Source organism: Mesoplasma florum L1 (assembly GCF_000008305.1).
In the GTDB taxonomy this organism is placed as follows: Bacteria; Bacillota_I; Bacilli_A; order Mycoplasmatales; family Mycoplasmataceae; genus Mesoplasma; species Mesoplasma florum.
In genome coordinates, this window is the sequence record NC_006055.1 from 212,357 (window position 1) to 229,973 (window position 17,617).

Genomic DNA, 17,617 nt, shown 5'->3' on the forward strand with positions numbered 1-17,617 from the left:
TATATAAATTTTTTTTCAAGGAGTAAAATAATTAATAAATGAGAGAAAAACAAATCAATAGAAAGAAAAAAAGGTTATATTTATGGATTTAAAAACACCTATAGTTGAGTTATCTAATGTTTCAAAAATTTATAATAAACAAATTTGAGCATTAAAGAAAATTGATTTAAAAATATATAGAGGTGAGTGTGTTTCACTTTTAGGCTCAAATGGTAGTGGTAAAACAACATTATTAAGAATTATAGGAAATAACTTAAAAAATACAACAGGAACTATTAATTATAATTTAGAAGAAGAAAACATTTTAAAAGGAATTGGATTACAAAAAAGAGAGCAAGCTTGACCAAATGGTTTTAAGGTTAAAGATATAAACGACTTATGAATAAGAATATATGATGTTAATGATCTAGAATGAATTAATAAATTAAAAGATGTTTTTGGTGTGAATGAAGTTGAAGAAAAATATTTAAACAAACTTTCAATAGTTAAATTACAGATTTATGCAATATTTTTATCTTTTATTTCAAAACCTGAATTAGTTTTAATTGATGAATTATCATCTGATATCGATTTTAAATATGAAGAAAAAATAACTAATTTCTTTAAAGAATACTTAGAAGAGGGAAATACCCTAATTTTAAATAGTCCAAGTTATTATTTTTTAGAAAACTTAACTGATAGAGTTGTTTATTTAAATGATGGTGAAATCTTTGAAGACCTATCTATTAAAGAAGTTAAAAAAGAATATAAATCTGTAATGGAGTATACTAAAGCAATTTTTAAAGAAGAATTAGTGGTTGAGAAAAAAATTAAAAATAAAAGTAAGTTTTTCTCAACAATGATTTCTAAAACTGAAGGTTACTCAAATGTATTACAAGCAATCATTGAGCAATTAGAAGCTCAAGAAAACTGCAATGAAAAGGTTTTAAGCAGATTAAAAGAAGTTTATTTTAGTATTTTAGATTTAAACACAAGTATAGATAATTTATCAGTTTCTTACATAAATGCTGATTCGATTAAAATAATATCTAAAAAGATAAAATTAACTATGAAGTTGATTAATAAATTGACTATAAATTACAGATATAAAAAATATCATAAAACATTAAGTGGCATTGAAAAGTTTTTAAGTAAGGAATTGAAAAGAACTTTTGCAAATGACAAGGTTATTGTAAATGGTGATGTTTTAAGTATAACTATGTCTCAATCAGAAAAAAAACAATTAGAAAAACTTAAAGAAAAATACATTAAAGAAGAACAAAAAATTATAAGAAGAAAAATTCTTAAACAACAATTTAAAAAACAAAAAGATATGAAATCAAAAAATAATCCGGTTCAAGAATCTTTAAAAGAGGTTACAACTGATGAAAACAAATAAAAATTTCAAAATCTTTTTAAGATTAATGAAAGCACAAACTTTTAATTATATAACTGATCCAATTAATATAATTTTAGGTTTTGTTTTAACAACAGTTACAATGTTATGTTGATTGGCTTTTAAACCGCATGATGCAGAATCTGGATTATTAGCAGATAGTTTCGTTTTAGCTTCAGCAATTGGTATTTCAGCAATTAGAAATTCTCAATATAATTTAAACTTAACATTAGCTGATTGACGTGAAACTAGATTTATAAGAAATCTTTTAACAACACCTGTTTCAAAAAAAGTTTTATATGCGTCAATATTATGTTTCAACTGAATAGTAAATATATTAGTAACTATTATTTTGATTTCTTTAGCTATGCTTTTTAGTTCACAAAGAAAAGTGATTTCAAATGTTCAATGAACACCATTTTTAATTGGTTTTATTCTAAATATTTTTCTTTCAAATGTTATTGCCTTGTTTTTATCAACAACCTTTAAAAATAAAGAATATGTTTTTATAATTTCTTTATTATCATATTTTGGACCTATGTACTTGTTGGGTTTAGGTATACCTTGGAATGTTGTTGGTCAAATACCAGCGATTAATATATTAACTTACATAGCACCTCATAGATATACATTGCATCTAATGCAGGCTGCGTGAGTAGGGAATGCGTCAAATATGTCATTCCCTGGAGTTGAATCAAGTTCTTGATTAGGAGTTCATGGTTTTGGATATGGTGGGAACGGTTGATGGCTACCAGCATTAATAGCTTGTATTTTTATATTTATATTTGCTTTTGCTTTTTACTACAGGTTAAAAAGCAATTATCAGTTTGGAACAAGAAAATATTCTAAATTTAAAGGTGTTAAAAAACACGCAAATAACATTGAATTAATTAAAAGAACAAATTCAATAGAAGAATTAAAAATACTTGTAGAAATAGCTGGCTTAGATTATAAAACAAAAAAAGTTAAAAAGAAAAAGCCAAGCAAGAAGCGAGGTGATAAATAATGAATTTGGAAAAATTAAAAAAGGAATATAAAGTTTTCAGTATGTTATTTATCATACAAACTAAGCATTGATTTAAAAACCCACTTAATATATTTTTAGGAGTATTTATTTCTTTATACACTATATTATGTTGACTTGCATTTAAGCACAATGATCCATTTTTATTAGTTTCTGGTATTTGTGTAGCTATGGTAAGGAATTCAATGTATATTTACCTTAGAACTATCAATGATTGAAGAGGTAAAAACTTCGTTGATAAAATGAGTATGAGCAATATTAGTAATAAAACAAAACACTTGTCATTACTGGTCTTTAATTTTATTTCAACATTTGTAATATGCTTAATAATATTTTTAATATCTATAATATTATTTCCATCACAATTAAGTTATATTGAAAAATTAAACCCTTTAATGATGATATTTGGGTTATTAATATGTTGAGTAACATGTTATGTAATTGCTTTATTTTTATACACATTTATTAGCAATACAAAATGAACAACAATGATTGGTTTATTAATTTATTTTTCAACTATGTATTTTTTAGGTTTAGGTTTTCCATTCCAAACAATTATTCAACAAGATTGATTAAATTATCTATTGTATTTACACCCAATGAGATATTCAATTAACATAGTACAAGCTGGATTTGTTAACGCACCTAATTTTCACTATATCAATCCCGATATTAATATTGATGTTGATTTTGGATATGGCGAAAATGCATGATTAGCTTACTTTTTAGCACTATTAACAATTGGTGGGTATATAATTTGTTTAGTATCAAAAAGATTAATTGATTCAAATTATAAATTTAGATCCAGAAATAAAGTAAAAAGATTGAAAGCTGAATCAAAACTTTATATTAAACAAATTAACGAATCAAACGATATAGAATTTTTGAAAAGATTAAGAGAAGATAGAAGACAAAGGGATTAGAATAATGAAATGTTATAGCACAAATTGTAAAAATGATGCAAGTGCATCATTCTCAGAAAAAGTTTTGGATGTTAATTCAACACAAAATAAATGATTAACAACAGAACCAGTTTATAAAAGAATAACTTTATACTACTGTCATGATTGTATGCAAACAGTATTAGGAAATTTAAGAGGACAAAAAAAATAATCGGCAACGATTATTTTTTTACTTTCATTTTTTTATTTTCAATTCTTTCAATTTCTTCTGCTAAGAATTTCATTCTAGCTTCTTTAACTAAAAGCGTATCAAACTCTTTATTAAATAACCCCATGAATGTACCAATAATTAAGGCACCAACGAAGTTTCCTAATATAGCTGGTATGATATTGAAAGTAATAAATGCTCAAGCCATATTTGCGTGTTGAGTTGTTGGATCAGAGATAGCTCTTAATATTAACATTCAAGCACCAAATCAATTGGCTACACAGTGTTGATATCCCCCAATTGCAAAGTAGAATAGAACTAAGAAATACATAATCATTGCTGCAACAGTGTTACCTTTTGCTGATTTAGAACCTTGAGTTGCTAAACAAATTAAGAAGTTACATAATACAGCACTTGCAAAAACATAACCTATTGTTTCAAAAATCATACCCGCTTTTAAGCTATGATTATTTGCAATGGCTTCACCAATCTCATAAAGCTTAGTTTTACCAAAAGCATTATATATATGATCAGCTAGAGCTGGACTGTGGTTTAAAGCCCCACTTAATTGAAAGATACAAGTAAATGTCATTATTCCAATTATGTTTCCAGCGTAAACTAGTCCACATGCTTTCAAGAAAATTGATCATCTTTCAACTTTTTTAAACATAGTTCTGTTATATCACATATGTGCTGTGACAAATCCTCCACCAAGAAATGATATTAATAGTATAACACTACCAAAAATCAATCCAGTTAATATTCTAACAAGTGATTCTAAACCAGCTTTATCTTTCCCAACAAATGAGTAAGTTGCATAAGCTACCGCAACATAAACTAAACCAATTCAAATACCAGCTAGCACTCCTGCCATAAACTGCTTCATATTTGCCAACCTTAAACCATCAGATATAACTCTAAAAGTATGAATGTATCCATAGTTATGATAAGCAACATCTTGACTATAAAGAGGAGAATAATCAACTTTTTCTAAAGTATTGATTTCTTCTTTATAAGCACTGATTTTTTGCTCATCGGTTAAATGGGCTCTTTTTTTCCACTTCATCATTTATTTTATTTTCCTTCTCTAAAAATTAATTTCTATTTTAATAATACATTAATGGAATTATATTTTTTGAAATTATTTTATTTTTTATATTTTTTGTTTATATAACTATTATTATGTAAAAATTTAAATGATATAATTTTATTAGCCTAATTAAGTTTAAAAAGAGGAGAAAAATAATGGGATTATTTAGTAAAAAAAATAAACTTGTTGAAATCTATGCACCAGTAGATGGTGAAGTTGTAGGATTAGATAAAGTTGAAGATGAAGTATTTAGTGGAAAAATGATGGGTGATGGTTTAGCTATCGTTCCAGCAAATGGTGATTTTGTTTCACCAATGGCTGGTGAACTAGCAAGTGTTTTCCCAACAAAACATGCATACGGATTTAGAGAAAAATCAGGAGTTGAAGTTTTAGTTCATATCGGATTAGACACTGTTAACCTTGATGGTGAAGGATTCGAATCATTTGTTAAACAAGGAGACAAAGTAAGCCAAGGTGACCCAATGGTTAAAGTTGACTTAAAATTTGTTAAACCAAAAGTTCCTTCAATTACAACACCTATTATCGTAACTAACCCAAATGGTAAAGAAATTACTATTGTTAAAATGGGAAAAGTTAAAAAAGGTGAATTAATCGCAACTGTTGGTTAATAATATTTACAAATCATTAATTTATTTGTTATAATTTAAATGTTAAAGAAAAAGAAGCACAAGCTCACCACCAACTAAAGTGAAGTGGTAGAATGAAATAATATAAAAATATTATAATGTGTGCTATCTAATTTTTTGACGGCACACATTTTATTTATCCAAAGGAGTATTAGATGGATCAAAGAAGAAACAATTCAAAACCTATTAAAAACCAAGACCCTATTAACGCTTTTATTAGAGCTAGAGAAGTTTTAATCATTGGAGACAATGGAGAAAAACTTGGACCTTTAAAAAGAAATGAAGCTATTCAATTAGCTGAAGAAAAAGGTTTAGATTTAATGCAAGTTGGTCAACAACCTGATGGTTTAGCAATTTGTAAAATTTTAGATTATGGTAAATTCAGATACCAACAACAAAAGAAAAACAAAGAAGCTAAGAAAAATCAAGTTAAGGTTGAAAATAAGGAAATTAGATTAACTGTTAATATAGGTCAACATGACTTAGTTACAAAAGCTAAAAAAGCTAGAGAGTTTTTAGAAGCTGGGGATAGAGTTAAAATTTCTTTAAAATTCAAAGGTAGAGAAATCGCATACATGGATTTAGGAAAAGAAACACTGGACAGATTCTACAAAGAAATTGAAGATATAGCTAAAATTGAAAAAGAAGCTAAGTTAACTTCAAGATTCTTAGATATGTACGTTGTGCCAAAGAAATAATTAGAAAAGTATTGAAAGGAAATTAAGTATTATGCCAAAAATGAAATCAAAAAAATCATTAGCAAAAAGAGTTATTGCTAAGAAAAACGGTACTTTAAAAAGAGGTAAAGCTTACAGATCTCACCGTGCTACAGGTAAAACTACAAAACAAAAACGTCACTTAGAAAAAGCTACAATCGTTCATGTAACAGACATGAAACGTATTAAAGGTTTATTACAAAAATAAGAAAGGTAAAAGGAAAATAAGTTATGGCAAGAGTTAAATTTGGAAAAGTAACTAGAGCAAGAAGAAAACGTTGAATCAAACGTGCAAAAGGTTACTATGGAACTAAACATTCTTCATATAAAAAAGCACACGAACAAGTAGTTCGTTCAATGGCTTATGCTTTTATCGGGCGTAAACAAAAGAAACGTGACTTTAGAAAATTATGAATTGTTCGTATTAATGCAGCAGTTAGACCATATGGTTTATCATACTCAAAATTTATGAACGGATTAAAATTAGCTAACATTGATGTTAACCGTAAAATGTTATCAGAATTAGCTATTTCAAACCCAGAACAATTTAAATTATTAGTTGATGCATCAAATAAAGCATTAACTTCAAAATAATAAATTTTTATGGCTAAAATAGATCAAAAATCAAATAAAGTAATCTTTACTAATGCTGAGTATACTAAAGCTTGAGAAAACTGCCCAATTATACAAAATAGGGATAGAAAAGACTTTAGACTTTGCTATATTTGTAAATATCCAATGGAATTTAAAATAAATGAAAATATGAGTAATGATGAAACTGCTTGAGTAATTGATTTAATAAATATTAAAAAACCAGTTCTTGAAATTGACAACTATATTGGCGTTCATGCTAATTGTGTTCAAAACAGAACTAAAAAGAATGCAACTAAACTAATCAAAAGAATTAAAATGGTTGGTTGAATGGCACCTGAATAATATAATTAGATGCTTAGGCATCTTTTTTTATATTTTTATATAAAAAAAAATAAACCGTGAAGTTTATTTTCTATATCAATTAATACCTAATTTATTTTGTACTTTATTTACTTTTTTAATAGCAACTTTTTTAGCTTTTAATGAACCTAGTTCAAGCACTTCTTTTATATAATCACCTTTTATTATTTCATTGTATTTTTCCTGAATTGGAGTTATTACTTCTAACAATGCTTCTGTAACATCGTCTTTTAAGTCTTTATAATTTTTACCATCTCATTTTTTTTGGCATTCTTCTATTGAAACGTTTTTGATTATTGAATAAATATTCATTAAATTTGAAACACCTGGTTTATTAATTGGGTCATATTTTATTAAATTTTCACTATCAGTAACTGCTGATTTAATTTTATTAGCAATTTCAGCTGGTGAATCAAGCATTTTAATAACAGCTTTAGGATTTTCACTAGACTTACTCATTTTTTTGGTTGGGTCTTGCAAGTCCATAATTTTAATATTACCTTTTGTTAAAATAGGTTCTGGTACAACGTGCATTTCACCGTACTTATTGTTCATTCTTGTTGCTATATCTCTAGCTAACTCTAAGTGTTGTTTTTGATCAACACCAACAGGAACAAATTTTGGATCATAAAGTAATATATCAGCAGCCATTAAACAAGGATAAGTAAATAAACCTGCTGGAATAGAAACATTGTCACCATTACTTTCTTTAGCTGATTTATCTTTGAATTGTGTCATTCTTGATAATTCACCCATTGTTGATTGAGTTGTAAGAATTCAACCTAATTGAGAATGTTCAACAACATCAGATTGTAAGAAAAGAGTCATCTTTTCAGGGTCTAATCCACAAGCAATGTACAATGCTGTCATTTCCTTTGTTTTAATTTTTAACTGATTTGGATCTTTTGGTATTGTTATTGCATGTAAATTTGCAACAAAAACAAATAAATCATATTCATTTTGATACTCAATTAAATTTTTAACAACACCTAAATAGTTTCCTAAACTCATTGAATCACTTGGTGTTATCCCAGTTATCATTCTTTCTTTTTGCATTCTTATCTTCCTCACTTTTACATATAATATTATATCAAACATATATAACCTAATAATTGATATAATTATTTTACATTAACTTGAGGTGCAAAATGAAATATAGTATTGTAAAAAATGATTATAATGAATCAAAAAAAATGTCTGATGAGCTTTCTGATTTATTAGTAAGTAAAAAATGAATTGAAGATAACAAAAACCCTAACTGTATTTTTGTTATTGGTGGAGATGGAACATTTTTAAAAGCAGCAGAAATATTTAACAATATTTTGGATGATGTTATTTTCGTTCCAATTAAATCTGGTGGAATTGGTTTTTATACAAATCACAATAGAATTTCTGACATTCAAGAAATATTAAATAATATTGAAAAACAAAAACCAATTGAAATTTCAGTTTTAGAAGCAAATGATTATAAAGTTATAAATGAAATTAAAATAATAAATAATCTCAGACCATTGGAAGCCGACGTAATGATTGATGGAGAATTATTAGAAACATTTAAAGGAACAGGATTAGTATTTTCTACTTCAGGAGGAAGTACAGGTTTTGCAAAATCTCATAATGGAGCTGTAATAATTGATGAAAATAATATATTCCAAATGTTAGAAATTGCACCAGTATCAAACAATAACTTTAGAACATTAAGCGCACCAGTTATATTTTCAAGAAAACATAAAGTAGAAGTAATTATTAAAAAGCCAAATGATGTTGAAATAATTGTAGATAGTAAGAAATGCAAACTACCAGAAAACAATTTAATCAAAATTCAAATGGGTGAAAAAAATATCAAATTAATCTCAAAAAATAGTGAAAAATTAACTAAGACTAAAATATTGAATTCTATTTTCACTACAAACAAGTCTTATAACTAGTTCTTTAATGTTTTTACAATATTATTACTATATAATATTAAATTAACAAGGAGTTAAATGAACGTAATATCAGGTAAGTATAAAGGGTTAAAATTAAATACATTAGAAGGTATGAATACAAGACCTACTCTAACAAGAATTAAAGAAGATGCATTCAACATTATTGATAACTATTTTATCTTTGAAGGTAAAAAAAGTTTAGATATTTTTGGTGGAAGTGGTGCTTTAACTATAGAGGGTTTAAGTAGAGGTATATCTTTTGGAATTGTTAATGATTATTCAAGAGATGCGATAAAAGTTATTAAATCTAATTTAGCTAAAACTAAATCAACAAACTGAGAAATACATAATAAAGATTATTTAGAACTTCTTGATTTTTTATGTTTTAAACACGAAAAATTTGACTTGGTATATATGGATCCTCCATTTGCCAAAATTGAATCATATGCACAAGTGTTTACAAAATTACTTGAATTAAATTTATTAAATAACTGAGCAGTTATTATGATAGAGTCAGAAATGCCTTTAAATGAAGAAGTTATTTCGCAATTTAAACTATTAAAATACAAAGATTACAATAAAAAACATCTATACATTATAAGATTGGAGAACAAAGATGAAGAATAAAGGAAAAGTAATTATTATATCAGGACCAAGTGGTGTAGGAAAAGGGAGTGTTAATGGTGAACTACTTACTAACAAAGATTTAAAATTAGAATATTCAGTTTCTATGACAACAAGAGCACCTCGTGAAGGTGAAGTTAATGGTGTTAATTACTTTTTTGTTTCAAAAGAAGAATTTGCTAATGCAATAGTAAACAATGAGTTAATTGAATATGCAAATTTTGTAGGTAACTCATATGGAACACCTAGAAAATATGTAGAAGAAAAACTTAATGAAGGTAAAAACGTTATTTTAGAAATTGAAGTGGATGGTGCCACTCAAGTTTTAAGAAATGAAGAAAATGTTTTATCTATATTTTTAATGCCACCAACATTAAATGAATTAGAATCACGAATTAAAGGAAGAGCAACAGAGTCTGATGACAAAATTAAAGCTCGTTTAGATAAAGCTTTATTAGAAATACCTTTAAAACATAATTATGATTATGTTGTTGAAAATGATTCTGTTGAAAATGCAGTTTCTAAAATTACTGATATTTTAATTAGAGAAAAATGTACTGAATCTAATGAAGAATCTAAATTTAAAGAATTAGTTAAAATCGTTGAAAACATTGTTGATCAAAAATATACTTATTTTATAAATAATTGAGAAGCAAACGTTAAATTGTTAGCACATAACAAAGAAGCTAAAAAAGAAGCAAACGATTTTGATGCTAGAGGAGAATTGATTAAAATTTTATCTTCTGAAGTTTATAGAAAAACTCTAGCACATGGAGATTTTTCAAAAATTAATGATGTAGAGTATGTAGATTTTAAAATTCAAAAATTAATGTTCAAAATTAACTTTTTCAGTATAAAACAAAGAAGTGATTTTAGTGGAGACTAATAATTCAAGAAAAATAGCATTTGAAATTTTGAAAAAAGTATTTAAAAATAAATCTTTTTCAAACATTCTTTTGAATGATGTTTCAAAAATGCCAATTTCTGACAAGTTTAAGAACTTAATTTTTGCAATAGTTCATGGAACTATAACAAATCAAATTTTACTTGACCATGTTTCAAGAAAATTGATTGATGTTAAAAAAACTAATATTGATATTCAAATACTTTTATGAATGAGTATTTATCAATTACGTTTTTTAAAAACTATCCCTCAATATGCAGTTGTTAATGAATCGGTTATGATTGCAAAGTCTGTTAATCATAAATTTTCCGGTTTATTGAATGCTTGTTTGAAAAAAGTTATTAAAAATGAGGAAGAACTTTTTGATTTTTCTTTTAAAAGTGAAAATCAAAAAATATGTATTGAAAATTCTTTTCCAAAAAATTTATTTAATTTAATAGAAAAAGGATATGGAAAAGATATTGCTAAAAAAGTAGCTATTGATTCAAACCAAAAACCTGTTATAAGTTTTAGAGTAAACACTTTAAAGATTTCAGAAAATGATTTTTTTGAAAAATATAAAGATGAATATGAATTAGAAAAAACAGAAATAAAAAATTGCTTGATCTCAAAAAAAGCAATTGTAAAAAGTGACGCTTATACAAGTGGTCAAATAACCATTCAAGACCCAGCATCAATTTTAGTAGGAAATGTCTTAAATCCAACTAAAGGTTCAAAAGTTTTAGACATGTGTAGCGCACCGGGTGGTAAACTTACTCATTTAAGTATGATAATGGAAAACACAGGACAAGTAACAGGATTTGAAATAAGTGAAAACAAGATAAAATTAATTGAAGAAAATATTAAAAGATTAGATTGTAAAAATATTTCATTAAAGTGTGGAGATGCAACTTTAATTAATGAAAAAGAAAATTTTGATTTTATCTTATTAGATGCACCTTGTTCTGGATTTGGTGTTTTAAAAAGAAAACCTGAAATTAAAATTAATAATATTGAAATAAATAATATAAATAACATTGTAAATATTCAAGAAAAGTTATTAGATACAGCATATTATAATTTAAAACAACAAGGTGTTATGGTTTATTCTACTTGTACTATAAATCCTGCTGAAAATCAAAATCAAATTAAAAAGTTTATTGAAAAATATAAAGATATAAAAATTATTAGCGAAAACCAATTGTTTGGTTATGAAATGAATACTGATGGTTTTTACATCTGTAAAATGATTAAAGAATAGAAGGATTGCCCTTTTATTTTTTTGTTGTTTAAGATTAAAATAAGTATTTGTTATAAAATATATATAAAAGGAGGAAGTAACATGGACAAACAATTATCAAGAAGCGAACTTCATAAAGATCAAGTTAAAGAAATAAATAATAAGTTTGCTGAAAATAGAGATTTTCTGACCATAAATTCTTTTGTTACTTCTTCATTAGAAACTTTAAAAAAAATGGATTCAGAATTTTTTTCAAGAGTTGAAAAAGTTTTGAATCAAGAAAATGATAATGTCAAATTTCACTTGGAACATGACCCAGAAATTAAACATTTTAATTATGAAATAATTAGTCAACTAAATGATACTCTTGAAGAATTGAAAAAAATTCAAAATTATGAATCAAGTAGTAATAACAATGAAAAAAGTGAAATATTATTTGAGGAAAAAGAATTTTACAAAAAGGAATTAGAAGATTTATTACATTCTTTAAATGAAAAGAATAGAAAATATTTAGATAGAATGAATAATAGTGAGGCTTACAAAACAAATTACGCTGGTGAAAAAAATGAAACACTAGCAAGAAGTTTTTTAAGTTATAATGAAAAAATTGCAATTAATAAAGAAATTAAAAGATTACCATTTGATCAGTTAACACTCGAAATAAAAGCAAAGCAAAGAGAAAAAATGCATAACTTAAGTCAAAGTAAAAAAAGATTTAAAATTAATACAAAAATATTTACAATTTTCTTTGCTAGTTTTGTAGTTATTGGATTAATTGGAATAGTTATTATTTTTATAATTTAGAAGGGGTTAATATGAAAAGAAAAATTGTTATAGCCGTTGATGGAACTGCTGGTAGTGGAAAAACAGCTACGTTTAATACAGTTGCTAAAAAAATCGGTTATGAATTTATTGATACAGGCTTAATGTATAGAGCGTTTACTTTATTATGTATAGAATCAGAAATTGATTTTAATAATAAAGAAGAGATTATTGAGTCATTGAAAAAATTTGATTTTTCAGTTAAAAATAACAAACCCCATTTAAATGGAAAAGAAGTTGAAAAAAGAATTCAAGAAAATGACATTGTTAAGTTTATTAACTATGTAACTCCAATCCCTGAAGTTAGAAAATTCATGGTAGAGGCTCAAAGAGCAATGGTAAAAGGTGGAGGTTATATCGAAATTGGAAGAGATATAACAACTGTTGTTTTACCTAATGCTGACTTAAAAATATTTTTAGATTCAAGTGTAGAAGCAAGAGCTGAAAGAAGATTTAAGCAAAATGAAAGATTAGGAATTAAAAATAATAATCTTAATGAAATAAAAAATTCTATAATTAACAGAGATGAACAGGACTTTAAAAATGGATTAAGAAAAGCAGAAGATGCTTGATTAATTGATAATTCAAATATTCCAATCCAAGATGTTGTTAATATGGTTATTGATAAAATAAAAGAATTGGAAGGTAATTAATTATGAAAAAAGGTATAGTCGCTATAGTAGGTAGACCTAATGTTGGTAAATCATCTTTATTTAATAGAATAATTAGAGAAAAAAAATCTATTGTTGAAGATACACCTGGTGTAACAAGAGATAGAATTTATGGAACAGCAGAATGATTAACAAGAGAATTCATAGTTATTGATACTGGTGGTATAACTCTTGAGGATCAACCGTTTGCAAAAGAAATTAAAGTGCAGGCAGAAATAGCAATGGAAGAAGCTGATGTTATTGTATTTTTATTAAATCATCAAGAAGGTTTATCTGATGAAGATAAAATGATAGCTAAAATTCTTTATAAGACAAAAAAACCAATTGTTCTAGCAGTAAACAAATATGATAAAAAAACTTCTGACTTTGATCAATATGAATATATGAGTTTAGGATTTGGAGAACCTATTTTAATTAGTGCAACTCACGGTATTGGAACTGGGGATTTATTAGATGACATAATTCATCAAATGCCTTCTCATGAAGAAATTAATAAAGACAATAGAACTAGAGTATCAATTATTGGTAGACCTAATGTTGGTAAATCGTCTCTTGTTAATTCACTAATTGGTGAGGAAAGAATGATTGTAAGTGATATCCCAGGAACAACACTTGATGCTGTAGATTCAGTTGTTAAAGTTAACAACATTGAATATACATTAATAGATACAGCAGGAATACGGAAGAAATCAAAGATTTTTCAAAATGTTGAAAAATATAGTTATTTAAGATCTTTGACAACAATTAATGGTAGTGATGTAGTTTTACTTATGTTAGATGCATCTGTACCAATAAGCGATTTAGATACAAATATTGGTGGTTTAGCTTTTGAAGAAAAAAAACCTATCATAATAATTGCTAATAAATGAGATTTAGTAGAAAACAAAGAAAAAGAAATATTAAAAAAAGAAGATGAAATAAGAGCTTACTTTAAATATTTAGCTTATGCTAAAATTCTGTTTGTTTCTGCACATGATAAAACAAGAATTACTAAAATATTTACAGCAGTTGAAGATATTAGAACTGCACTTGATAAAAAAATTAAAACTTCTGTTTTCAATGAAGTTTTAAATAAAGCGCAATTAATAAATCCAGCACCAAATTTCAATGGTGGAAGACTTAAAATTTATTACGGAGCACAAGTTGAAGCTTATCTTCCAACATTTGTTCTTTTTGTGAACAATCCAGATTATGTTCACTTTTCATATAAAAGGTTTTTAGAGAATCAAATAAGACTTCAATTTGGTTTTGAAGGTGTACCAATGTCAATTATTTTCAGGGAAAGGAAATAAGCACTATGAGTAAAAAAAATATAACAATTATAGGAACTGGAGCTTACGGAACAGCATTAGCGAATGTATTAGCAGATAATGATAACAATGTTATTATGTATGGAATTGTTGAACAACAAGTTGATGATATTAATATTTATCACCAAAACTCAGTTTTCTTTGACAATAAAAAAATAAACAAAACAATTAGAGCAACTAATTCTATGGCAGCGGCTTTAGAAAATACAGATATATTAATTTTAGGAGTTCCTACAGCAGCTATTAAGCACGTGGTTAATGACATTATTAAATATGCTAAAAAACCAATGGATATAATCAATACTGCAAAAGGTTTAGATGAAGAAAATCTAGGATTACTTTCTGATAAAATAAAAAAATATTTTGAAGGTTCAAATGTAATATCAACTTATTCAGCTTTATATGGTCCTTCAATTGCAATTGAAGTAGTTGATCGTCAACCTACAGCTATTATGATAGCTTCAGAAACAATTGAAAAAGCTAAAGAATTATGTAATGTATTTTCTAATGAATATTTCTACATGTATCCAACAACAGATATTGCAGGATGTGAGATTTCAGCTGCATTAAAAAATGCCATTGCTATTGGTGGTGGAATTCTTAAGGCATATAATGCTGGAGATAATGCTCATGCAACATTATTAACACTAGGTTTAAATGAAATGTATGAATTTGGAAAACACTTTGGTGCTAAACTTGAAACATTCTTAAACTTTGCTGGATTAGGTGATTTAATACTTACTGCATCAAGTAAAAAATCAAGAAATTTCAGATTAGGTGAAAGAATTGTAGAACTAAATGATGCTAAAAAAGCTTTAGAATCATTCAATTTAACTGTTGAAGGTGTGGAAACAGCCAGAATAGCCCATGAAATAGGGGTTAAATACCAAATTAGCATGAATTTTTTTGAAATAATATATAATATTTTATATAATAATGTTAAGCCTATTTCACTTTTAAATAATGTCTTTAGAGACGTGAAATTAGTTTAAAAAATTAAAGGAGAAATTATATGACAAAAAAAGACTTAATTAACGAAATTATTGCTAATGAAAACATCTCAAAAGTTGAATGTGAAGCAGTAGTTAATTCATTATTCGATTTAATTATTGAAGAATTATCATCAGGAAACGAAGTTTCAATCGCAGGTTTTGGTAAATTTGCAATTAGTGAAAGAGCAGCAAGAGAAGGAATCAACCCATCAACAGGTGATAAAATTTCAATCGCAGCTTCTAAATCAGCTAAATTCAAAGCAGCTAAACAATTAAAAGAAAAATTAAACTAAAAGTAAGCATATGCTTACTTTTTTTTATTTTTAAATTAAAATAAATAACATATGACAAAAAAAGGAGCGTAGCCATGCTTATTGAATTATTAGCAAAAGGTTTAATTTCAAAACACAAATTATTATTAGAAAACTATAAGAAAATTTCAATGAATGAAAATCAAGTTATGATAGTTTTACTAACAATGCAATTTAGTGATGAAAATAAAAAAATGATTACACCCTTAAAATTATCTAAGTTTATGAACATATCAATTGATACAATTGAAGTTGAGTTACAAGATTTGGTTGACAAAAGACTGGTTAAAATTAAACCAAAAGAAATAGATTTTAGTCAATTATTTTTAAAAATAGTTTTATTAATAGAAAATGAATCTTTGAAAAAAGGAGAAACATATTTCATTCAAACAATTGAAAAAGAAATTGGTTGAAAATTTACTATACCTCAAATTGAAGAAATAAAAGATCTTTTACAAAACTCTATATCAAGACAACAAGTATTAGACATACTATATAAACATCAAATAAGCGATTATGATACATTCCTTAAGTTAATTGGTAAATATTCAAACAAAATAGAAAAATCATTAAAGTTTAACTGATTAGAAAATTAAGTTTAGGTAGATAATTTAATTTAAATTCATTATCTAAATAAACTTGATAAGCATTATCTAAAAATCATTCATAAGGAATGGTTTTTTTATTTTTGTTGACTCAATTAATTAAAGTTAAATAGTTAACTAAGAAAAATTCTTCATAATTCCCAAAGTAAACTATAATAAAGGCTATTCCTTTATTATTTAGAACTAACTTTAACTTTTCATTTTGATTTTTTCTGATTAAATGAAAATCAAAATAATCTTTATAAGTTTCTTTTGCTTCAAACTCAAAGTAAGTTCCTTTATATGCTCCAATGTAATCACAATTTAAACTATCTTTAAATTTAGCACTTGTGATTTGATTATTTTTTGTAGTTATGGGAATTATATTAGTTGGTATCTTTGATACAACACAATCATTATTATCAATATATTTTTGATGCGTTATATTAAGCAAAGTCTCAAGAAACATTCCTTGATTTTTAATAGGATTCATACATTCACCTCATATTAGTATTAAGGGATTTTTTTATTTTTAATTACATGATAAAATAAATAATATTGAACGGAGGTATTTTATGAAAAAACCTAATATATTAGCTGAAGAAATTTTATATGAAAAAATTCCCAAAGAGTTTCCAGGATATAAAATTGAAAGTGTAGATAGTTTACTAGATAAAATAATCGTTCAGATGAAATACTATGAAGAAGAACTGGAACAATTAAATAAAGTTTTAGAAGAAAAAAATAAAACAATAGCTGAGCTAGAACAAAAAGCATCTACTTATCAAGGGATGGCTATTTCAAAAAGTGCTGAGCTTGATAAACTAACAAAAGTTCATTTATCAAATTCTGATTTTGTAAAACAAGCTAAACAAATTGATACATTAGAAAAAACAATGAAGTTAATTTTAGAAAAATTGGAAAATAAATAAAAATTTTGTAAGTTAATAAATATAAGATAAAATAATATATGAGATTTTATGGTCAATCGCTGCATTTTTATTAATGTAGAGGAAACTCCACGCTTGCACAATCTGAGATGGTTGTAGTGATTATGCTAGACGAAAAAATAAGTCTAGGCAATACGCAAGTATTGACGGCATAACTAACCTAAGGCTTTTGGCTATGGAGATGTTATGAAGTGCCACAGAGACGAGTATAGGGAAACCTTGAAATGGAACGCGGTAAACCCCATAAGTAAGAAACTTAAATTTTGGTAAAGGAACTTGGCGAACAGAAATGAATGTAAACCAGGAGGATTATATCCTAGATAGATGATTGACACCGAAAGGTACAAAACGTGGGTTATAGTAAAATCTCATATTTTTTAATAGTT

23 protein-coding genes and 1 other RNA gene are annotated in these 17,617 nt (G+C 26.1%); 21 read left to right on the forward strand and 3 right to left on the reverse strand.

The window, feature by feature from the left end:
* Nucleotides 1-82 precede the first annotated feature (82 nt).
* From MFL_RS00965 to MFL_RS00980, 4 genes are read left to right on the forward strand one after another with little or no spacing between them, the layout of a single operon-like run.
* Nucleotides 83-1,378 (forward strand): ATP-binding cassette domain-containing protein, encoded by a 1,296-nt coding sequence (locus MFL_RS00965; protein ID WP_011183079.1) that lies wholly within the window; start codon nucleotides 83-85, stop codon nucleotides 1,376-1,378.
* Entirely contained in the window at nucleotides 1,365-2,381 is a 1,017-nt protein-coding gene (locus tag MFL_RS00970) for an ABC transporter permease (protein WP_011183080.1), read from the forward strand. Before MFL_RS00965 ends, MFL_RS00970 begins: the two co-directional genes overlap by 14 nt.
* A complete protein-coding gene (locus MFL_RS00975; protein ID WP_011183081.1) occupies nucleotides 2,381-3,322 on the forward strand; it encodes an ABC transporter permease in 942 nt (313 codons plus the stop codon). Before MFL_RS00970 ends, MFL_RS00975 begins: the two co-directional genes overlap by 1 nt.
* Nucleotides 3,323-3,326: 4 nt before the next feature.
* A complete protein-coding gene (locus tag MFL_RS00980; protein ID WP_011183082.1) occupies nucleotides 3,327-3,512 on the forward strand; it encodes a hypothetical protein in 186 nt (61 codons plus the stop codon).
* A gap of 10 nt (nucleotides 3,513-3,522) precedes the next feature.
* Here the strand turns inward: MFL_RS00980 and MFL_RS00985 are convergent, their stop codons facing one another.
* Nucleotides 3,523-4,578, reverse strand: coding sequence for a formate/nitrite transporter family protein (locus MFL_RS00985; RefSeq protein WP_011183083.1), 1,056 nt, complete (start codon nucleotides 4,576-4,578; stop codon nucleotides 3,523-3,525).
* A gap of 176 nt (nucleotides 4,579-4,754) precedes the next feature.
* On the opposite strand from MFL_RS00985, the gene MFL_RS00990 reads away from it, so the two are divergent.
* The 5 genes from MFL_RS00990 (at nucleotide 4,755) to MFL_RS01010 (ending at nucleotide 6,898) form a co-directional block, all read left to right on the forward strand.
* Nucleotides 4,755-5,228, forward strand: a complete 474-nt coding sequence (locus MFL_RS00990; RefSeq protein WP_011183084.1) for a PTS sugar transporter subunit IIA — start codon at nucleotides 4,755-4,757, stop codon at nucleotides 5,226-5,228.
* Between the two features lie 173 nt (nucleotides 5,229-5,401).
* Entirely contained in the window at nucleotides 5,402-5,944 is a 543-nt protein-coding gene (gene infC, locus MFL_RS00995; protein WP_011183085.1) for a translation initiation factor IF-3, read from the forward strand.
* Nucleotides 5,945-5,975: 31 nt separating this feature from the next.
* Nucleotides 5,976-6,170: a 50S ribosomal protein L35 gene (rpmI, locus tag MFL_RS01000; protein ID WP_011183086.1), complete on the forward strand. Its 195-nt coding sequence runs from the start codon at nucleotides 5,976-5,978 to the stop codon at nucleotides 6,168-6,170.
* Between the two features lie 23 nt (nucleotides 6,171-6,193).
* Nucleotides 6,194-6,556 carry a 50S ribosomal protein L20 gene (gene rplT, locus MFL_RS01005; RefSeq protein ID WP_011183087.1) on the forward strand — a complete coding sequence of 121 codons (363 nt, stop codon included), beginning with the start codon at nucleotides 6,194-6,196 and terminating at the stop codon, nucleotides 6,554-6,556.
* 9 nt (nucleotides 6,557-6,565) lie between these two features.
* Nucleotides 6,566-6,898 (forward strand): hypothetical protein, encoded by a 333-nt coding sequence (locus MFL_RS01010; protein WP_011183088.1) that lies wholly within the window; start codon nucleotides 6,566-6,568, stop codon nucleotides 6,896-6,898.
* A gap of 63 nt (nucleotides 6,899-6,961) precedes the next feature.
* Here the strand turns inward: MFL_RS01010 and trpS are convergent, their stop codons facing one another.
* Nucleotides 6,962-7,972: a tryptophan--tRNA ligase gene (gene trpS, locus MFL_RS01015; protein WP_164919775.1), complete on the reverse strand. Its 1,011-nt coding sequence runs from the start codon at nucleotides 7,970-7,972 to the stop codon at nucleotides 6,962-6,964.
* Nucleotides 7,973-8,064: 92 nt separating this feature from the next.
* On the opposite strand from trpS, the gene MFL_RS01020 reads away from it, so the two are divergent.
* The 10 genes from MFL_RS01020 (at nucleotide 8,065) to MFL_RS01065 (ending at nucleotide 16,293) form a co-directional block, all read left to right on the forward strand.
* Entirely contained in the window at nucleotides 8,065-8,844 is a 780-nt protein-coding gene (locus tag MFL_RS01020; protein WP_011183090.1) for an NAD(+)/NADH kinase, read from the forward strand.
* A 57-nt stretch (nucleotides 8,845-8,901) separates the two neighbouring features.
* Complete coding sequence (gene rsmD, locus MFL_RS01025; protein WP_011183091.1) at nucleotides 8,902-9,471, forward strand: 16S rRNA (guanine(966)-N(2))-methyltransferase RsmD; 570 nt, start codon at nucleotides 8,902-8,904, stop codon at nucleotides 9,469-9,471.
* Nucleotides 9,461-10,354, forward strand: coding sequence for a guanylate kinase (gene gmk / locus MFL_RS01030; protein ID WP_011183092.1), 894 nt, complete (start codon nucleotides 9,461-9,463; stop codon nucleotides 10,352-10,354). The genes rsmD and gmk overlap by 11 nt, the downstream gene beginning before the upstream one ends.
* Nucleotides 10,335-11,612 carry a 16S rRNA (cytosine(967)-C(5))-methyltransferase RsmB gene (gene rsmB, locus MFL_RS01035; RefSeq protein WP_011183093.1) on the forward strand — a complete coding sequence of 426 codons (1,278 nt, stop codon included), beginning with the start codon at nucleotides 10,335-10,337 and terminating at the stop codon, nucleotides 11,610-11,612. The genes gmk and rsmB overlap by 20 nt, the downstream gene beginning before the upstream one ends.
* Nucleotides 11,613-11,693: 81 nt before the next feature.
* A complete protein-coding gene (locus tag MFL_RS01040) occupies nucleotides 11,694-12,395 on the forward strand; it encodes a hypothetical protein (protein ID WP_011183094.1) in 702 nt (233 codons plus the stop codon).
* A gap of 11 nt (nucleotides 12,396-12,406) precedes the next feature.
* On the forward strand, nucleotides 12,407-13,066 hold the full coding sequence (gene cmk, locus MFL_RS01045) for a (d)CMP kinase (RefSeq protein WP_011183095.1): 660 nt from the start codon (nucleotides 12,407-12,409) through the stop codon (nucleotides 13,064-13,066).
* A 2-nt stretch (nucleotides 13,067-13,068) separates the two neighbouring features.
* Complete coding sequence (gene der / locus MFL_RS01050) at nucleotides 13,069-14,376, forward strand: ribosome biogenesis GTPase Der (protein ID WP_011183096.1); 1,308 nt, start codon at nucleotides 13,069-13,071, stop codon at nucleotides 14,374-14,376.
* 5 nt (nucleotides 14,377-14,381) lie between these two features.
* Nucleotides 14,382-15,386, forward strand: coding sequence for an NAD(P)H-dependent glycerol-3-phosphate dehydrogenase (locus MFL_RS01055; RefSeq protein WP_011183097.1), 1,005 nt, complete (start codon nucleotides 14,382-14,384; stop codon nucleotides 15,384-15,386).
* 20 nt (nucleotides 15,387-15,406) lie between these two features.
* Complete coding sequence (locus MFL_RS01060; protein WP_011183098.1) at nucleotides 15,407-15,679, forward strand: HU family DNA-binding protein; 273 nt, start codon at nucleotides 15,407-15,409, stop codon at nucleotides 15,677-15,679.
* Between the two features lie 74 nt (nucleotides 15,680-15,753).
* A complete protein-coding gene (locus tag MFL_RS01065; RefSeq protein WP_011183099.1) occupies nucleotides 15,754-16,293 on the forward strand; it encodes a DnaD family protein in 540 nt (179 codons plus the stop codon).
* Here MFL_RS01065 and MFL_RS01070 read toward each other — a convergent pair.
* Complete coding sequence (locus MFL_RS01070) at nucleotides 16,274-16,774, reverse strand: Holliday junction resolvase RecU (RefSeq protein WP_011183100.1); 501 nt, start codon at nucleotides 16,772-16,774, stop codon at nucleotides 16,274-16,276. The two genes, MFL_RS01065 and MFL_RS01070, sit on opposite strands and share 20 nt — an antisense overlap.
* 82 nt (nucleotides 16,775-16,856) lie before the next feature.
* Here MFL_RS01070 and MFL_RS01075 point away from each other — a divergent pair, with 82 nt between their 5' ends.
* Both MFL_RS01075 and rnpB read left to right on the forward strand, forming a co-directional pair.
* A complete protein-coding gene (locus MFL_RS01075; RefSeq protein WP_011183101.1) occupies nucleotides 16,857-17,213 on the forward strand; it encodes a DivIVA domain-containing protein in 357 nt (118 codons plus the stop codon).
* A gap of 44 nt (nucleotides 17,214-17,257) precedes the next feature.
* Nucleotides 17,258-17,594, forward strand: an RNA gene (gene rnpB, locus MFL_RS01080) — RNase P RNA component class B.
* Nucleotides 17,595-17,617: the final 23 nt, after the last annotated feature.